Raw genomic sequence first — 16,744 nt, forward strand, 5'->3', positions numbered from 1 at the left:
GTCAATTAAAGTGCCTTTGTATTTTCAAGCCTGCCGGGAGATTAAGAAGAGTAATTGGTAGATTGTAGTTGGTCGTTGGTAGATTGTTTGAGACGATAGTATATAGACTATAGACGATAGAATTGATCGAAACAGTAGCTAGTCGTTGGTTAGACGGAGGATAAAAGATGTTTTTCATCCATTTATAAGGAGTTGTGAATCTAACCGCAAAGAAGCAAAGTTTCGCAAAGTTTCGCAAAGTATCTCACTAATAACCGATAGGCCTCTGCGACCCTCTGTGCTCTCTGATTCTCGAGCGAAGCGGGCGGTGAGGCTAACCGCAAAGACGCCAAGAAGCACCTGCCTGCCGGTAGGCTGGAAGGTCCGCAAAGCCTCTCTCATTATTTAACAATGAAACTTCCTGCCCTACAATTGGTCTCTGTGCACCTCCGCGTCCTTTGTGCCTCGAGCGAAGCGGGCGGTGAAGTAAGTAGCGAAGCGGTAAAAACCGCAAACAAAAAAAAAGCCCCCTTATCCAGGAGGCTTTCTCATATTATAACCATTCAGTCCTAAAGTCCGAAGGCTTCTTTAACATCCGCTACCCGGTCTAGTTTTTCCCAGGTAAAGAGTTCTACTTCCATTTCCTTGCTTTCGGTGCCAATTCCATCCGGACGTTCGAAAGTCATTTTTACGGTCTCATTCTTACGTCCCATGTGGCCATAGGCAGCAGAGGCCGAATAAATAGGATTACGCAGCTTTAGGTTTTTCTCGATCAAACCTGGACGCAGGTCAAAGAGTTCAATCACCTTAGCGGCAATCTGACCGTCATTCAAATCAACTTTTGCACTGCCATAGGTGTCTACAAAAACACCCATCGGTTCTACTACACCAATGGCGTAGGATACCTGCACTAAAATTTGATCGGCAACACCAGCAGCTACCAAGTTCTTGGCAATATGACGCGCAGCATAAGCAGCACTGCGGTCTACCTTACTGGGATCTTTACCGCTAAATGCACCACCGCCGTGAGCACCCTTACCTCCGTAGGTGTCTACGATAATCTTACGTCCGGTAAGACCCGTGTCGCCATGTGGTCCGCCAATTACGAATTTACCGGTAGGGTTAATATGGTATTTAATATCCTCACCAAACAAAGCTTGCAATTCGGGGCTAAGCTGAGCTTTTACTTTAGGGATAAGGATAGAGATAATGTCTTCACGAATTTTATTCAGCATTTGGATGTCGGCATCCTCCTGACTAAGACCATTGCCCGCTTTTACAAAATCGTCGTGTTGGGTAGATACCACAATGGCATCAATGCGTTGAGGTTTGTGGTCATCATCGTATTCGATGGTTACCTGAGCCTTTGCATCTGGACGGAGGTAGGCGATTTCACTGGCATCGCGACGAAGGTCGGCCAGGGTTTGTAAAATGCGATGACTTAAATCCAATGCCAAAGGCATGTAGTTTTCAGTTTCATTGGTGGCGTAACCGAACATCATACCCTGATCTCCTGCACCTTGCTCTTCAATATTGCCACGGTCAACGCCTTGGTTAATATCCTGACTTTGCTCGTGAATAGCCGACAGGATACCACAAGAATTACCCTCGAACATGTATTCGCTTTTGGTGTAACCAATTTTGTTGATCACATTACGGGCAATCTGCTGGAGGTCGAGATAGGTTTGGGATTTTACCTCACCCGCCAAAACAACCTGGCCGGTAGTAACCAAAGTTTCACAGGCTACTTTAGAGTTAGGATCAAAAGCCAAGAAATGATCCAGGATGGAATCAGAAATCTGATCAGCAATTTTATCGGGATGTCCTTCAGAAACGGACTCTGAGGTGAATAAGTAAGACATATGCTTCTTTAAAAAGGTTAGAAGAGGAGAGATTAAAGAAGGCCACTGCTTAAAACTTAAACTGTTTTAGCATTTTTTAAGGTGGTCGCAATCAGCCAAATTTCTCCACTAAGGCGGCAAATGTAGAAAATTTTCCTCCTGATTTAGGAGGCGCAATTCAATTTTCATGGCATCGACTTTGCATGGATCGTTTTAGGCAAAATTCTCTGCTATGCGATTCTTGTTCAGCTCTATTTTAATTCTTTTAATCAGCCTCTTTGCTGGTGCTTGCCGAAATTATCAGGCCACCCTCGCGCCTCCCACCAATGCTTTGGTAAGTCCCCCATATCCCTCAGCTGAGACGATTCTCAAATTAGGAGAATCTCCGGAACGGGCTATCGTAGTAGGGATGCGAGAAGGTTATCAATCAAAAGAAGTGCCCTGGTCGGAATTAAAGCGTTTGGCTGCCAAGCGCAACTACGATGGTTTAGTAATTATGGACCATCATATCATCCAAACGGAGGAAACCAAAGATGCAGGCCCTAATGTTTTGGATGTGATTCTGCTGGCTACGGATACCAGTTATGTTTACGAGCCGAACTACAAGACTTATACTTACGAGAAGCATCAATTGGAATACCTGCCTTTTATCTATCTGGATCGGATGGAGGAGCGGGATTATTTGGATTGGATAGAGATAGAAGTGCAAGACGCATCCGGCGAAAGCAGCAACTTCGAAATTCATTTCAATTGGCAAGGTCAAATTGATAGTTTACCCTATTTAAATCAAGAGGATCAATTGGCCCTGCTGGTGCAACCTTGGTTTTTTCTGGAGCAGATGGGAGAGGCCTGGTTGGAAGATCAAAGTCAGAACTGGTTGAATATGCCCTATCGTCGTTATCAAGGAGCATTTGGTCTCATACAATATTCGCCCATGGATTATGGGCAGCAATATCGTTTTTGGATTGGGAAATCGCATTGGGATTTACAATTAGCACAAAATTCAAAAGGACGTTGGCAACTTCAGTCTATTAAGCATGGTAAGCAATGGCAGCCGATTATACAATCCGATTTTTTGGATCGCACCTTAAGGCAGGAATGGCAAGGCCCAAATGGAACGGCATATCGCTATCGTTATCATTATAAAAAGGCGCGTCAAATACCCAAGGAATGGATCATTCGTCCCAAAGATTTGCAACAGTAAATTCTGGCGATTACATTTGCTGCCGTACTTATCCAGAAAGACGGAGGGATTGGGCCCTGTGATGTCTTAGCAACCCCTTAGGGCGGGTGCTACTTCCCACCTCAGCAATTTGCGGAGGAAAGATGAGAGGCGTTTCTAAACAAACAATTCCACAACATTCGGGCTTTCGGGATAGGTGATAGTAAAAGAACTATGACCAAAGACGATATTTTTAAGATTCTTGAGGAGCGCATTTTGGTGCTGGATGGTGCGATGGGCACGATGATTCAGCGGCATAAATTGCAAGAAGCGGATTACCGTGGCGAGCGCTTTAAAGACTATCCCTATGATTTGAAAGGGAATAATGATCTCCTCAGTCTAACTCAAGCCGAAATTATTAAGGATATACACCGGGCTTATCTAGCGGCGGGAGCGGATATTATTGAAACCAATACCTTCAATAGTACGCGTGTTTCCATGGCCGATTACCATATGGAGGATTTGGTGCCGGAGATTAATGAAGCCGCTGCACGATTGGCGCGGGAGGCCGCCGATGAATTTACGGCCAGGGAACCACATAAACCTCGCTTAGTAGCTGGCTCCATGGGGCCTACTAATAAAACCACCAGTCTAAGTCCGGATGTGAATAATCCCGGGTTTAGAGCGATTGACTTCGATACTTTGGCTCGCGATTATCGTGAACAGGCTGAGGCTTTAATTCGTGGAGGGGTAGATATTTTATTGGTGGAAACAGTATTTGATACCCTTAATGCCAAGGCCGCCCTTTTTGCTTTGGAAGAACTCTTTGAAGATTTGGGAAAGGAATATCCAATTATGGTTTCCGGGACGATTACCGATGCATCGGGACGAACTTTATCCGGCCAAACCACCGAAGCTTTTTTAACCAGCCTAAGTCATGTTCCCTTGATGTCAATTGGACTGAATTGTGCTTTAGGCGCGGATCAATTACGGCCTTATGTCCAAATTTTGGATCGTAATTCACCTTTCCCGGTATCGGCGCATCCCAATGCAGGCTTGCCCAATGCCTTTGGAGAATATGATCAGGGGCCCGAAGAAATGAAAGTTTTGCTGCAAGTATATCTGGAACAGAATTTACTCAATGTGGTGGGTGGATGTTGCGGAACTAACCCGGAGCATATTCAGGCGATTGCTGAATTGGTAAAGAATTTCGAACCCCGAAAAATTCAGCATCAGCTATGAGATTGTCAGGATTAGAACCTTTATCGATATCGCCAGCCTCCAATTTTGTGAATGTTGGAGAACGGACCAATGTTACCGGATCGCGGAAATTCTTGCGACTCATTAAGGAAGATCTCTATGATGAAGCCTTGGAAGTAGCTCGGGATCAGGTAGAGGGCGGAGCGCAGATTTTGGATGTTAATATGGATGAGGGCATGCTTGATGGCAAGGAAGCCATGGTCAAGTTCCTTCATTTAATTGCGGCAGAGCCAGATATTGCTCGTATTCCTATTATGATTGACTCCTCAAAATGGGAGATCATTGAGGCGGGTTTAAAATGCGTGCAAGGCAAATCGGTGGTGAACTCCATCAGCCTTAAAGGCGGAGAAGCAGAGTTTATTCGCCAGGCCAAATTGGTACGTCGCTATGGGGCGGCGGTAATAGTAATGGCCTTCGATGAAAAAGGTCAGGCTGATACCTATCAACGTCGTATTGAAATTTGCGAGCGCTCCTATCGCATATTAGTAGATCGGGTAAAATTCCCAGCGGAGGATATCATCTTCGACCCTAATATTTTTCCGGTAGCAACCGGCATTGAGGAACATCGAAAAAATGCATTGGACTTCTTCCAGGCTACGCAATGGATCAAGGAAAACCTGCCCGGTGCCAAGGTAAGTGGCGGTGTAAGTAATGTTTCTTTCAGCTTTCGCGGAAATCAATTGGTGCGCGAAGCCATGCATGCCGCCTTTCTTTACCATGGTATACAGCATGGAATGGACATGGGCATTGTAAACCCCAGTATGTTGGAGGTATATGAGGAGGTGCCCAAAGACCTAATGGAAAGGGTGGAGGATGTGTTGCTCGATCGCCGGGATGATGCCACGGAACGATTGCTGGATTTTGCGGAAACCGTAAAAGGCGAAGCTCGCAGCAAGGAAAAGGATTTAGCTTGGCGCGATGCTCCGGTGGCTAAACGGATTGAGCACGCCCTGGTAAAAGGGATTGTTGATTTTATTGAAGCGGATGTAGAAGAAGCGCGTCCCAATTTCGATCGGGTATTAGGCTTAATCGAAGGCCCTTTAATGGATGGGATGAATGTGGTTGGTGATCTCTTCGGATCAGGAAAAATGTTTCTGCCACAGGTAGTGAAGTCGGCACGAGTAATGAAAAAAGCCGTGGCTTATCTCGAACCTTATTTGGAAGCGGAGAAAGCAGCGAATGCGGATCAGTCTAAACGTGGTAAAATCTTAATGGCCACAGTGAAGGGCGATGTGCATGATATCGGTAAGAACATTGTAGGGGTGGTTTTAGCCTGTAATAACTTTGATATTATCGACCTGGGGGTAATGGTTCCCCTGCATGAAATTATCGAAAAGGCCAAAGCGGAAGAGGTGGATTTAATTGGGCTAAGCGGATTGATTACCCCTTCTTTGGATGAGATGATTGAGGTGGCCAAGGAGATGGAACGCCAATCTTTGGATATCCCTTTGATGATTGGTGGCGCAACAACTTCTCGTGCTCATACTGCCGTGAAGATTGTACCCGAATATTCCAATATTGTAGTGCATGTAAATGATGCCAGTCGCAGTGTGCCCATTGCACAGAGCCTTACCCGAAAAAGTAGCAGAGAAGTGCTGGGTGCTCAATTGAAAGCCGAATACGCCAAGGTTCGGGAAGGCTATTTGAATCGTGCAAAGGAGCGTAATCTTTTAAGTATTGCCGAGGCCAGAGCTAATCATCTCAAACTGGAATTTAGTGCAGATACCATTTATAAATCGGCGAAGTTAGGTCGACAAGCGGCCTTGACCTTTGATTTGGCAGTACTGCGTGAGTATATTGATTGGACCCCATTTTTTCAGACCTGGCAATTGCATGGTAAATACCCTCGAATATTAGAAGATGAGTTGGTAGGTGCCGAAGCGCAAAAGCTCTTTGCCGATGCTCAAGCCATGTTGGATCAGATCATCAGCGAAAGCTGGATTGAAGCCAAAGGGGTTTTTGGAATTTGGGAAGCGAAGCGCAAAGGGGCTGATGATATTCAGCTCTATGAGAATGGACAGGAAAAGGCCTTGCTGCTTAGCTTGCGCCAGCAAAGTTTAAAAGCAAAGGGAGCCTCCAATATGGCTTTGGCCGATTTTGTAGCGGAAGATCGAAGGGATTATGTGGGAGCCTTTGCCGTTTGTGCGGGTCTGGGAATTGAAAGCAAGCTGGCAGAATTCAAGGAGAATCACGATGATTATTCTTCCATTTTATTGAAAGCATTGGCCGATCGTCTGGCCGAAGCAGCAGCTGAGTATTTACATCGTGAAGTACGGATAAAGCATTGGGGCTATGCTAAAGAGGAAGCCTTAAATAATGATGAATTAATTGCCGAGAAATATCAAGGCATTCGTCCGGCGCCAGGCTACCCTGCATGCCCAGATCACTTAGAGAAAAACACCCTCTTCGAAATATTGGAGGCCGAAGAAATAGGCATGAGCTTAACCGAGAGTTTGGCCATGAATCCGGCGGCCAGCGTATCGGGCTATTATTTCGCCCATCCAGAAGCGCGCTATTTTGGTTTAGGCAAGCTTGATCAGGATCAGGTGGTGGATTATGCCCGGAGAAGAGGAATTAGCCAAGAGGAAGCCGAAAAATGGCTGCGTCCTAATTTGAATTACAACTTATGAAAGTAACCGAACATATTGCACAGGCGGAAGGAAGCTTGTTTTCATTCGAAATCTTACCTCCATTAAAAGGCCAGAAGATTGAAGATATCTACAAGGTGATTGATCCTTTGATGGAATTTAAGCCACCTTTTATTAATGTAACCTACCATCGGGAAGAGGTAATTTATAAGCGTTTGTCTAACGGATTACTTGAGCAAAAGACTGTACGTAAGCGTCCGGGGACGGTAGGTATTTGTGCCGCCTTGCAATACCGTTATAAGGTAGATACCGTGCCGCATATGCTTTGTGGGGGTTTCTCGAAGGAGGATACCGAAAATGCATTGATCGATCTCGATTTTTTAGGGGTGAAGAATATCATGGCCCTGCGAGGAGATAGTATGAAGAACGAACGCTTCTTTGCACCGGAGGCCGATGGACATACCTATGCCAAGGATTTGGTGGGGCAAATTAAGGCCATGAATCAAGGACGATATTTGGATGATGAGCTTCAGAATTCAGCACCCACCGATTTTGCCATCGGGGTGGCAGGCTATCCTGAAAAGCACTTCGAGGCTCCCAGCTTAAATAAGGACATTGAATATTTGAAAGAGAAAGTAGACGCCGGGGCCGATTATATTGTTACCCAGCTCTTTTTCGATAATCGTAAGTATTTCGATTTTGTAGATCGTTGTCGCAAGGCCGGAATTGAGGTTCCCATTATTCCGGGGATTAAGCCTTTGTCAACCAAACAGCATTTAAGCTTCTTGCCGCACTTCTTTAAGGTGGACTTACCAGATGAATTGGTGAAAGCAGTTGTAGACTGTAAGGACAATGCTGCGGCGCGACAAGTTGGGGTTGAGTGGGGGATTCAGCAGGCTAAAGAATTAAAGGCTGCCGGAGTACCCGCTATTCACTTTTACAGTATGGGACGGCCTGACAATATAGCGAGTATTGCCCGAGAGGTGTTTTAATTTTTTCAACAGGCAGAAGCGAATTTTGTGGATAGAAGCTAAAGTTAGGCGGTCGAAAGGCTATTTCACTTCAGTAAATTAGAGATGTCGAATTGCTAAATCTCATTTATGCCCGCTAAAGCGAAAGCCCCTGCTGCCAGCAGCAAGACCTCAAAATCGACCAAAACAACCGCCACTAAAGCGAAAACCAGCACCCGAAAGACCCGAGCGAAAAAAGATCCCAAAATCTTCGTTTTGGATACATCGGTGATTCTCTATGACCACAATTCCATCATGAATTTTGATGAGCATGATGTGGCCATCCCCATTACGGTATTAGAGGAATTGGATGAGTTTAAAAAGGGTAGCGATACCAAGAATTATGAGGCGCGCCAGTTTATTCGCCTGATCGACCGCAAGGCCGGTGAGCAGAATATCAATGACTGGATTTCACTAAACGGCGGCAGTAAAGGCAGCTTTAAAGTGATTATGGATACCCGCGGTCAGGCTGAAGATGCGCAAAGCATTTTTGGTGCAACCAAGAACGATCATAAGATTTTAAATGCGGCCCTTAACTTGAGTTTGGCGGAACCCGAGCGTAAGGTAATTCTGGTAACCAAGGATATTAACCTTCGGCTTAAAGCCAAGGCCCTAAACATTACTGCCGAAGATTATGAGACCGGTAAGATTAAGGATGTTGAAAGTCTTTATACCGGTAAGACTAATCTGGAGGACTTTGATCAGGATTTGATAGACAAACTCTACAAAACCAAGAGCCTGGCGGTAGAAGAAGTGGAACATGCTTATCCCAAGTTCAAGAAGCAGAACAATCATTTCTACATATTAAAAGCCAGTAAGAGTAGCACCCTTTCCTTCTTCAATGCCCATCAAGAAAGCCTGGATCAGATTGAGAAGAAAAACTTTTACGGTATTAAACCTCGCAATGCAGAACAGGCCTTTGCCTTGCATGCCATTGCTAATCCGGATGTAAAATTGGTTACCCTGAGTGGCGTGGCTGGAACCGGAAAAACTTTGCTGGCCTTAGCCGGTGCTTTGGAGCAAAGACGCGATTTTAAACAGATCTATCTGGCGCGGCCCATCGTGCCACTCAGCAATAAGGATATTGGCTTCTTGCCTGGTGATATGAAGGCTAAGATTAATCCCTATATGCAGCCGCTTTGGGATAATTTGAAGTTCATTAAAAACCAGTTTAGAGAGCAGGACAAGGAGTATAAGCAGATTGATGAGATGGTGAACTCCGAAAAGCTTTTGGTAACGCCCTTAGCCTATATCCGTGGTCGTAGCTTATCGAATGTGATCTTTATTGTGGATGAGGCTCAAAATCTTACTCCACATGAAGTGAAGACCATTATTACGCGTGCTGGCGAAAATTCGAAATTCATCTTTACCGGAGATGTGAATCAGATTGATACCCCTTATCTGGATGAACAGTCGAATGGCTTGAGCTATCTGATCGATAAAATCAAAGGGAATAAACTCTTTGCTCACGTATTGTTAGAGAAGGGAGAGCGCTCGGAGCTGGCTAATTTGGCGAACGATTTACTTTAAGGCCGCTTAAAGATTATCCTGCTTAAAGGCCAGGAAACTGTAAATGCCTAAGATTAGCTCTATGGTAGAATAGAGCATCAAGCCCGGATTGGCGAAATCTACAATCAAGAGAGTAGTGAAAAAGGCCGGTTGGAGCATGCGATAATTAATGATCCAACGGTAGAGTCCACTTACTTCGTAATAGCTGCTTTTGTAGGAGATGAGGCCTTCAATAAACATGAAATAGCCCAGGGTACGGAGCCAAAAATCAGGCACGGTATCTTTCCAGAAAAAGAGTGCTACCTGCTCTGGTAAAAAAATCAGGATTAGTCCGGAAATCATCAGAACCCATCCGGAGTGTAAAATTGTACGTGCCGTTCTACTCATCCCTATCGGTACACGAAAATAGCGCAAGCGTTTTAATTCCAAACAAAATTCCACAAGGCTTATACAGCAGCTTTGTGAATTAGTCAAAAAAAAAATCCCGACTTCTAATTTAGAAGTCGGGACTCTAAGAACTTAGGTCTGAAGATTAACCTACCTTTTCTGAAACTTTAGGAGCTCCAGCCATGATTTCTTCACTGGCATAGTCAGCGAATTTTTCAAAATTGGCTAAGAACTTCTTCGCCAGATTATTGGCAGTTTGATCGTATTTGTCCTTGTCTTCCCAGGTATTGCGTGGGAAAAGAATTTCTTCAGGAACATTAGGGCAAGTGGTAGGCATGGCCAAACCAAATACCTCGTGAGTGCGGTATTCAACATCGTCCAATTTACCTTCCAAAGCGGCGGTAATCATGGCACGAGTGTATTTCAATTTCATACGGTTACCTACTCCATAAGCACCACCAGACCAGCCAGTGTTCACTAACCATACGTTTACGTTAGAGCTTTGCATTTTTTCGCTCAGCATATCAGCGTAACGGGTAGGGTGTAAAGGCATGAAAGGCGCACCAAAGCAAGCAGAGAATGCCACTTGAGGTTCAGTAATACCTTCTTCAGTACCAGCAACCTTAGCAGTGTAGCCACTGATAAAGTGGAAGGCAGCCTGACCTGGAGTTAATTTGGAGATGGGAGGTAATACACCGTAAGCATCACAGGTAAGGAAGAATACGTTTTTAGGATTCTTACCATTAGAAGGAACCTGGATATTGTCGATGTGCTCGATAGGATAGCTTACACGAGTGTTTTCAGTTAAGCTACTATCATGGTAATCCACTTCTTTGCTACCATTTTTGAAAACGATGTTTTCCAATAAAGCACCTGGTTTAACGGCACGGAAAATATCCGGTTCTTTTTCTTCGCTCAGGTCGATAACCTTAGCATAGCAACCACCTTCGAAGTTGAAGATAACATCGTCTGCAGTCCAGCCATGCTCATCGTCACCGATAAGTTTACGTTGTGGATCTGCACTTAAGGTTGTTTTACCGGTACCGGAGAGCCCAAAGAAAAGCGCGGTGTCACCATCCTGTCCCACATTCGCAGAACAGTGCATGCTGAGCACATTTTTTTGATGAGGTAAAATAAAGTTGAGGGCCGAGAAGATTCCTTTTTTGATCTCTCCGGTATATCCGGTGCCACCCACTACAGCCATTTGATCGCTGAAGTTTAAGATGGCGAAGTTTCCTTGACGGGTATGATCAACCGCTGGATCTGCTTCAAATCCTGGAGCGTTTAATACTACCCAGTCGGGTTCAAAGTCTTTTAATTCTTCTTCGCTAGGACGTAAGAACATGTTGTTGGCGAAAATATTCGACCATGGTAATTCGGTGATAACACGAATTTTAAGACGATAGCGATCATCCGCACAGGCATAAACATCCCGAACATAAATCTCTTTACCGCTGAGGTATTCGCCTACCTTGCCTTTAAGGCTGCTGTAATGATTGGGTTCGAAAGGAATGTTGATATTACCCCACCATACGGCGTCTTGGGTGATTTCGTCTTTTACGATAAAGCGATCTTGGGGAGAACGACCCTTAAACTTGCCTGTGTCAATGGCTAAAGCTCCGGAGTCGGCTAGCTCACCTAATCCTTTTTCAAGGGTGATTTTTTCAAGATCAGAAGGGGAGAGGTTCCATTTGGCGTCGGCATTTTTAATTCCGTAGCGCTCCAAGGAATCCTGAGCTGGTCTCACTTCTTTGAAACTCATAGTGCTTAATTTTGATCAGCAATTATTTAGAGGCAAAATTAAGACTAATCAGCGGTCATACTCTGATTTTTATCACAAAAAAAGAACTTTTTAATAAGCGTAAAAAGTACACTTACTGAATATGGCTATTTTCTTAAAGTACCGACTACCAAAAGTATCCAGCCCGCAATGAAGCATAATCCACCCAATGGCGTAATGGGGCCGAGAAAGGATAATTGCAGTCCCATTAAGTCATCCAGATTCAATAAATAAATACTGCCAGAAAATAAGATTATACCTGCAATCCATAGCCAAATTATCACTTTGCTCAGCTTCAATTTATCCCCGATATGGAGCAAAGCGAAAAGGCCTATAGTATGCCACATTTGATAGCGAACTCCAGTTTGGAAACTAGCAATTTGTTCAGGGCTTAAGTGTTCTTTTAAAGCATGAGCGCCCAAAGCTCCCAGTATAACAGCAATAGCGCCAGAGAGTCCAATGATCCGAATTAGGGATTGTTGCTTCATTTTTTAAATAATGATTTGGCTTGTTCTTTACTTAAGTCAAAGTCTAAACAGCCTATTAATAGTGCTTGTGAGTCTTTTAGATCATCCTGCTTTGTGAGCAGAAATTGCAGAAAATCCAGGCGACTTTGATCATACTTTAAGCCCTTTAATACCTGTTGTGCTTCCTCTGCTTTTAGCTTTTCAGTAGAGGCAAACTCCTTGGCCATGCTTAATTTGTCGAATTCAAAGTCACTGCTTTCAAAGCTCAAAATGAAAGTTGCAAAGCCCCCAACCTTAGGGGTTTCAACTTCCGCAGTATTCAATGCACTGCTATCGATTGTTGTGCTTATTTCAGTTGCTTTGGCAGCTTCCTCTTGGACTGTCGCTAGCACCACTTTGGCACTGTCTTTCGTCTCTGCACTTGCAATCTCTGTGGCTAAGCTGATCTTATTCAAGCTATCCTTTTTTCTTTGGAGGGCTTCGGCTTGTTTTTGTTCTACCAGCGCTAATCTTAAGCTGTCTTTTTGCAACGAATCCTTGCGGGCTAGGGCTAATTGATTCTTTTTCCAATCCGGAAAATGCGATAAGGTATCCGCTTGTTTAATGGCTGCAAGGGCCGGTTTATTGAAGATGAGCTTTTCTTTATAGTCGAACATCAGGGCCGACTGACTTAATTCGGTTGAAATGCCACGATAACGCAGCTGGTGCTTGCCTTTAAAGTCTTTATAGATAACGTATTTATGATTGCCTTTGGGGAGTTTAGGAAGCTTTCGCTTGATGTGAATTCCGTTCTCCAGTACCAGATAAACTTCATTTTCGGCATCGGGGAATTTCTGCAAATTGAGTTTCGGCAAAGCGGTTTCATTTTGCAGGTAATTATTCATCACCAATTTAAAACCAGTCTTAGTTTGGTCTTCAAACATCAGAATGGTCTGAGCATGGGCCACTTGCGATAGCAGAAGAAACAGGATAAAAACAAATCGCCCGAGCGCCATGAAAGAAAAATTTAATCAAAGGTAGGGCGCAGAGCGATAATTATAAATTTGTCGCCCAAATTCACCTCATGCGACACATCCTTTTAATTGGGGCAGGCCGCTCCACCTATTCATTTGTCGAGTATATCAAACAACATAGCGAGCAAGAAGATTGGCATCTGATTATTGCCGATCAAGACTATGAGCTTGCCAAGGAAAAGGCGGGGGATCATCCGAGAATGGAAGCGGTAAGCTTTGATGTAAAGGATGAGATTAGTCGGGTAAGCGCTATTTCCAAGGCCGATATCGTGGTAAGCATGTTGCCCGCCCATATGCATATTCCGGTGGCCAGCGATTGCATAGCCCTGGGTAAGCATATGCTTACGGCCTCCTATATCAGTGACGAAATGAAGGCCCTGGATGAAAGAGCTAAGGAGGCTGGCGTTATTCTGATTAATGAGATTGGTGTAGATCCGGGAATTGATCACCTCAGTGCCATGAAGGTTCTGGATCAAATCCGTGCCAAGGGTGGCGAGATGCTGCTTTTTGAAAGCTTCACTGGCGGATTGGTTGCACCTGAGAACGACGATAATCCCTGGAACTATAAATTCACCTGGAACCCCCGCAATGTGGTTTTAGCCGGTAGTGGTGGTGCCGTGAAATTTATTCAAGAAGGGAAATACAAATACATCCCATACCATCAATTATTCCGCCGTACCGAGATCATCGCTATCGATGGCTATGGCAAATTTGAGGGCTATGCCAATCGCGATTCATTGAAATATCGCGATGTATACGGTCTGAAATCCATTCCTACTATTTACCGCGGAACTTTCCGTCGTCCGGGCTTTTGCCGGGCCTGGGATGTTTTCGTGAAATTAGGGATGACCGATGATTCCTATCAATTGGAAGTAAGTCCCGAAATGACTTTCCGTGATTTCACCAATCTCTTCCTGGCCTATAATCCGCAGGATTCTGTGGAACTTAAGTTGATGCATTACCTCAATATTCCTCAGGATAGTGAGCTGATGGATAAGCTTACCTGGTTAGGGATTTTTGATGATACTCCTATTGGTTTGGATCGTCCCACTCCGGCTCAGGTATTGCAACGCATCTTAGAAACCAAGTGGACCTTAGGTAAAGATGAGAAGGACATGATCGTGATGTTCCACAAGTTTGGCTATATGCTGAATGGAGAGAAAAAAATGATCGAATCTTCGATGGTGGCCCTAGGTAAGAATAGTCGTGAAACGGCCATGGCTCGCACCGTAGGTCTGCCTCTAGCAATTGCTACTCGTCATATCTTAAATGGAAATATTAGTACTCCAGGTGTGCAAATTCCCATTACCAAGGAGATTTATATGCCTATGTTGGATGAGTTAGCCGATTACGGTATTTCCTTTACTGAGAAAGAAGTTCCTTACCGCGGTTATTGATTATTGCGGTTTCCGCGAAAGCGGTATAAACCGTAAATCAGGGAGCCAAAAAATAGGAAAAGAGCAATAAAGAGGGCCCAGAACAATTTTTGTTGGGGCTCAATATCTTGTCTTTCTCTCAAATCACGTACTGCTAAAACCGGAGGTGTGATCAAGAGGATTAGGATTAATACAATCTCATACGAACTGAAGGTTCCCATCATTTTAAGCTTTTGGCGACAATTTAGCCATTTTGGGGCAGCATAAAATCTTGCACCAGTATTTGGTACTGGGGATGTCGAATATGGCTTTGCGCCGATGCGTATAAAATGAGCTTCTCTTTTTCCAGGGAGCTAGCTTGCTTACTAAGTTGGATGAGCACTCGACTGGCTTCTGCCGATTCATGATGATGGACCAAGGCCATGCGACGAGGGTAGAGTTCCATCTCCCTGAATTGATCTTGATAGCTTTCCCATTGAAGTGGGGGGAGCACTAAGGCCAGACTTCCATCTGCCGAAAGCAGATCCCTTAATTTTTGCATCCACAGCAAAAAGGTTTCAGCACTGGCACTGCGGGCCTGAGCACGACGTTTTTCGGGAGCCAATAAACTTTCTGAAAAGTAAGGTGGATTGCTGATGATCAGATCATACCGTCTTTCCGTATTCCAGTCCCTTAAATCCTGATGATGGAATTGAATACGCTTCGACCAAGGGCAGCTTTTGGCATTCTCGCAGCTCTGTTGCCAAGATGCTTTATCGATCTCCAGACCTACAATGCTGGCCTCAGTAAACCTTTGGGCCATGATTATGCTGAGCAGACCACTGCCGCTACCAAAATCTAAAATAGCATTGGGGTTTGAAGCTTCTACCCATCCGGCCAAAGCCAGCGAATCGGTGCCAATTTTATGCGCCGATTGATCATGCGCCAAACTGAATTTCTGAAATTGAAAAGGGGTGGGGGACTTAGGCATTGTCCTGATAAAGCTCCAATAAGCCTTCAGGGAGCTCCATTTCTATGAGCTGCTCTTCGCGAGATATACGCAGTATAAATGGGTCGATGGCCGGAATCAGAATTTCCTTTTCATCGGCATCAATCACCTTAAAAAGAGGCTGGGCGCTGGTGTCGAGAACATCTTCGCAGATCCCAATTTCCTGACCTTGATGCATTAGGCGAAAGCCAATAACCTCGTGGAAGTAGAAGTTCTTTCCATCCAAAGGTGGGAGCACGCTCAGCGGAAGCCAAAGCTCTTTCCCTATTAATTGACGGGCCGCGGGTTCATCATCAACATCTTCTAGTTTCAAGATGAAATGCCCCTTGGAATTGCGGCTACTTTCGTCAATAAAAAAGGGAATCAGTTCCCCTCGATCTTCGAGAAAAACCGATTCCAAATTTTCGTAGGCTTCGGGTCGGTCGGTGTCGAATACGGCCACGACTTCGCCTTTAAAGCCATGTAAACGGCTGATGTGACCGAGTTGAAAACAATCTTCGATGCGCATCAGCTTAGTTTTTTTAGCCTTCTTTTTCCTCAGAAGCAGCTTCCTCTGCAGGAGCTTCTTCGGTAGCGGCTTCTTCAGCGCTAGCTTCGGCTTCAGCTTCAGCGGCAGCTTGTGCTTCGGCAGCTTTGCGGGATTCATTCACCACGCGCTCAGCTTCCAGAGCTTTAGCTTTAGCTTCTTCTTGAGCTTTAGTTAGGCCGTCTTTTTTTGAATTGATCTTGGTGGCTTTTTCTTCCATCCAAGCATCAAAACGCTTTTCAGCTTCAGCTTCGTCAAATGCACCTTTCTTAACACCTTCTAAAAGGTGTTTTTTCATCATTACACCCTTGTAGCGTAAGATAGCTCGAGCCGTATCGGTAGGCTGAGCCCCTTTCATTACCCAATCTAAAGCACGCTCGAAATTGATTTCGATAGTCGCAGGATTAGTGTTGGGATTGTACTGACCTAAGCGCTCGATGTATTTACCATCACGCTTTACACGAGAGTCAGCTGCTACAATTGTGAAGATAGGGCGGCCTTTGCGGCCATGACGTTGCAAACGAATTTTTGTTGCCATGATTAATTGTTAAAGGGTTCGCGACCCGATTAATTAATTTTAAAAGGGCGGCAAAGATAGGGCTTTATTTAATTGATTGTGTGGGTGCTTGCAATTTTAAATCGCGGCAAAGACAAAGATTTTCCTTTAGCTCCCAGTGCATGCAAATTTGCGGCTTTTTCAATAGCCTTCAAATACTTAGTTCAAAATGGCCGTTGAATTTGTGAGTTCGCTAACTATTGCCAATCAACTACTTATTAAATCCATTAATCGAAATTAATTGGTGGCTGCCTAAAATGGCCTGACTTTTCAGCACATTTTACCAGGCCTATGAAACTCCA

At 44.6% G+C, this 16,744-nt stretch carries 15 protein-coding genes and 1 riboswitch; of the genes, 6 read left to right on the top strand and 9 right to left on the bottom strand.

Features of this window, described 5'->3' with window-relative positions:
• Positions 1-548: 548 nt before the first annotated feature.
• The gene (metK, locus tag H4K34_RS13500; protein ID WP_210757917.1) at positions 549-1,841 is read right to left on the bottom strand and encodes a methionine adenosyltransferase; all 1,293 of its coding nucleotides are present in this window, start codon (positions 1,839-1,841) and stop codon (positions 549-551) included.
• Positions 1,842-2,052: 211 nt separating this feature from the next.
• Between metK and H4K34_RS13505 the strand changes: the two genes are divergently transcribed.
• From H4K34_RS13505 to H4K34_RS13525, 5 genes are all read left to right on the top strand, one after another.
• Entirely contained in the window at positions 2,053-3,024 is a 972-nt protein-coding gene (locus H4K34_RS13505) for a hypothetical protein (protein ID WP_210757918.1), read from the top strand.
• 25 nt (positions 3,025-3,049) lie between these two features.
• Positions 3,050-3,153, top strand: a riboswitch (SAM riboswitch).
• 63 nt (positions 3,154-3,216) lie between these two features.
• A complete protein-coding gene (locus H4K34_RS13510; protein ID WP_210757919.1) occupies positions 3,217-4,224 on the top strand; it encodes a homocysteine S-methyltransferase family protein in 1,008 nt (335 codons plus the stop codon).
• The gene (metH, locus tag H4K34_RS13515) at positions 4,221-6,872 is read left to right on the top strand and encodes a methionine synthase (RefSeq protein WP_210757920.1); all 2,652 of its coding nucleotides are present in this window, start codon (positions 4,221-4,223) and stop codon (positions 6,870-6,872) included. The genes H4K34_RS13510 and metH overlap by 4 nt, the downstream gene beginning before the upstream one ends.
• Entirely contained in the window at positions 6,869-7,822 is a 954-nt protein-coding gene (metF, locus tag H4K34_RS13520) for a methylenetetrahydrofolate reductase [NAD(P)H] (RefSeq protein WP_210757921.1), read from the top strand. Before metH ends, metF begins: the two co-directional genes overlap by 4 nt.
• A 108-nt stretch (positions 7,823-7,930) precedes the next feature.
• Positions 7,931-9,370, top strand: a complete 1,440-nt coding sequence (locus H4K34_RS13525) for a PhoH family protein (RefSeq protein ID WP_210757922.1) — start codon at positions 7,931-7,933, stop codon at positions 9,368-9,370.
• A 6-nt stretch (positions 9,371-9,376) separates the two neighbouring features.
• On the opposite strand, the gene H4K34_RS13530 is transcribed toward H4K34_RS13525, so the two are convergent.
• The 4 genes from H4K34_RS13530 to H4K34_RS13545 all read right to left on the bottom strand — a co-directional run bounded on the left by H4K34_RS13530 (position 9,377) and on the right by H4K34_RS13545 (position 12,978).
• Positions 9,377-9,736 carry a hypothetical protein gene (locus H4K34_RS13530; protein WP_210757923.1) on the bottom strand — a complete coding sequence of 120 codons (360 nt, stop codon included), beginning with the start codon at positions 9,734-9,736 and terminating at the stop codon, positions 9,377-9,379.
• A 145-nt stretch (positions 9,737-9,881) separates the two neighbouring features.
• Positions 9,882-11,498, bottom strand: coding sequence for a phosphoenolpyruvate carboxykinase (ATP) (gene pckA / locus H4K34_RS13535; protein WP_210757924.1), 1,617 nt, complete (start codon positions 11,496-11,498; stop codon positions 9,882-9,884).
• A gap of 125 nt (positions 11,499-11,623) precedes the next feature.
• The gene (locus tag H4K34_RS13540; protein ID WP_210757925.1) at positions 11,624-12,004 is read right to left on the bottom strand and encodes a DUF423 domain-containing protein; all 381 of its coding nucleotides are present in this window, start codon (positions 12,002-12,004) and stop codon (positions 11,624-11,626) included.
• Positions 12,001-12,978, bottom strand: a complete 978-nt coding sequence (locus H4K34_RS13545) for a DUF4476 domain-containing protein (protein ID WP_210757926.1) — start codon at positions 12,976-12,978, stop codon at positions 12,001-12,003. The genes H4K34_RS13540 and H4K34_RS13545 overlap by 4 nt, the downstream gene beginning before the upstream one ends.
• Before the next feature lie 68 nt (positions 12,979-13,046).
• Here H4K34_RS13545 and H4K34_RS13550 point away from each other — a divergent pair, with 68 nt between their 5' ends.
• A complete protein-coding gene (locus H4K34_RS13550; protein WP_210757927.1) occupies positions 13,047-14,393 on the top strand; it encodes a saccharopine dehydrogenase family protein in 1,347 nt (448 codons plus the stop codon).
• On the opposite strand, the gene H4K34_RS13555 is transcribed toward H4K34_RS13550, so the two are convergent.
• Genes H4K34_RS13555 through H4K34_RS13570 form a run of 4 tightly spaced genes read right to left on the bottom strand, consistent with a single transcriptional unit; the run spans position 14,387 to position 16,424 of the window.
• Complete coding sequence (locus H4K34_RS13555; protein WP_210757928.1) at positions 14,387-14,596, bottom strand: hypothetical protein; 210 nt, start codon at positions 14,594-14,596, stop codon at positions 14,387-14,389. The two genes, H4K34_RS13550 and H4K34_RS13555, sit on opposite strands and share 7 nt — an antisense overlap.
• A gap of 20 nt (positions 14,597-14,616) precedes the next feature.
• A complete protein-coding gene (locus H4K34_RS13560) occupies positions 14,617-15,342 on the bottom strand; it encodes a tRNA1(Val) (adenine(37)-N6)-methyltransferase (protein WP_210757929.1) in 726 nt (241 codons plus the stop codon).
• A complete protein-coding gene (gene rimM, locus H4K34_RS13565) occupies positions 15,335-15,868 on the bottom strand; it encodes a ribosome maturation factor RimM (RefSeq protein ID WP_210757930.1) in 534 nt (177 codons plus the stop codon). Before rimM ends, H4K34_RS13560 begins: the two co-directional genes overlap by 8 nt.
• Before the next feature lie 13 nt (positions 15,869-15,881).
• Positions 15,882-16,424, bottom strand: a complete 543-nt coding sequence (locus H4K34_RS13570; protein WP_210757931.1) for a 30S ribosomal protein S16 — start codon at positions 16,422-16,424, stop codon at positions 15,882-15,884.
• Between the last annotated feature and the right edge of the window lie 320 nt (positions 16,425-16,744).

It is taken from the genome of Croceimicrobium hydrocarbonivorans, from assembly GCF_014524565.1.
Lineage (GTDB): Bacteria > Bacteroidota > Bacteroidia > Flavobacteriales > Schleiferiaceae > Croceimicrobium > Croceimicrobium hydrocarbonivorans.

What these genes read in the sequence shown, in the direction of transcription:
- H4K34_RS13510 (WP_210757919.1), top strand. Translation starts at nt 3,217, where the DNA reads ATGACCAAAGACGATATTTTTAAGATTCTTGAGGAGCGCATTTTGGTG.
- H4K34_RS13545 (WP_210757926.1), bottom strand. Translation starts at nt 12,978, where the DNA reads ATGGCGCTCGGGCGATTTGTTTTTATCCTGTTTCTTCTGCTATCGCAA.
- H4K34_RS13540 (WP_210757925.1), bottom strand. Translation starts at nt 12,004, where the DNA reads ATGAAGCAACAATCCCTAATTCGGATCATTGGACTCTCTGGCGCTATT.
- metF (WP_210757921.1), top strand. Translation starts at nt 6,869, where the DNA reads ATGAAAGTAACCGAACATATTGCACAGGCGGAAGGAAGCTTGTTTTCA.
- H4K34_RS13555 (WP_210757928.1), bottom strand. Translation starts at nt 14,596, where the DNA reads ATGATGGGAACCTTCAGTTCGTATGAGATTGTATTAATCCTAATCCTC.
- H4K34_RS13530 (WP_210757923.1), bottom strand. Translation starts at nt 9,736, where the DNA reads ATGAGTAGAACGGCACGTACAATTTTACACTCCGGATGGGTTCTGATG.
- metH (WP_210757920.1), top strand. Translation starts at nt 4,221, where the DNA reads ATGAGATTGTCAGGATTAGAACCTTTATCGATATCGCCAGCCTCCAAT.
- metK (WP_210757917.1), bottom strand. Translation starts at nt 1,841, where the DNA reads ATGTCTTACTTATTCACCTCAGAGTCCGTTTCTGAAGGACATCCCGAT.
- H4K34_RS13560 (WP_210757929.1), bottom strand. Translation starts at nt 15,342, where the DNA reads ATGCCTAAGTCCCCCACCCCTTTTCAATTTCAGAAATTCAGTTTGGCG.
- pckA (WP_210757924.1), bottom strand. Translation starts at nt 11,498, where the DNA reads ATGAGTTTCAAAGAAGTGAGACCAGCTCAGGATTCCTTGGAGCGCTAC.
- H4K34_RS13505 (WP_210757918.1), top strand. Translation starts at nt 2,053, where the DNA reads ATGCGATTCTTGTTCAGCTCTATTTTAATTCTTTTAATCAGCCTCTTT.
- H4K34_RS13570 (WP_210757931.1), bottom strand. Translation starts at nt 16,424, where the DNA reads ATGGCAACAAAAATTCGTTTGCAACGTCATGGCCGCAAAGGCCGCCCT.
- H4K34_RS13525 (WP_210757922.1), top strand. Translation starts at nt 7,931, where the DNA reads ATGCCCGCTAAAGCGAAAGCCCCTGCTGCCAGCAGCAAGACCTCAAAA.
- H4K34_RS13550 (WP_210757927.1), top strand. Translation starts at nt 13,047, where the DNA reads ATGCGACACATCCTTTTAATTGGGGCAGGCCGCTCCACCTATTCATTT.
- rimM (WP_210757930.1), bottom strand. Translation starts at nt 15,868, where the DNA reads ATGCGCATCGAAGATTGTTTTCAACTCGGTCACATCAGCCGTTTACAT.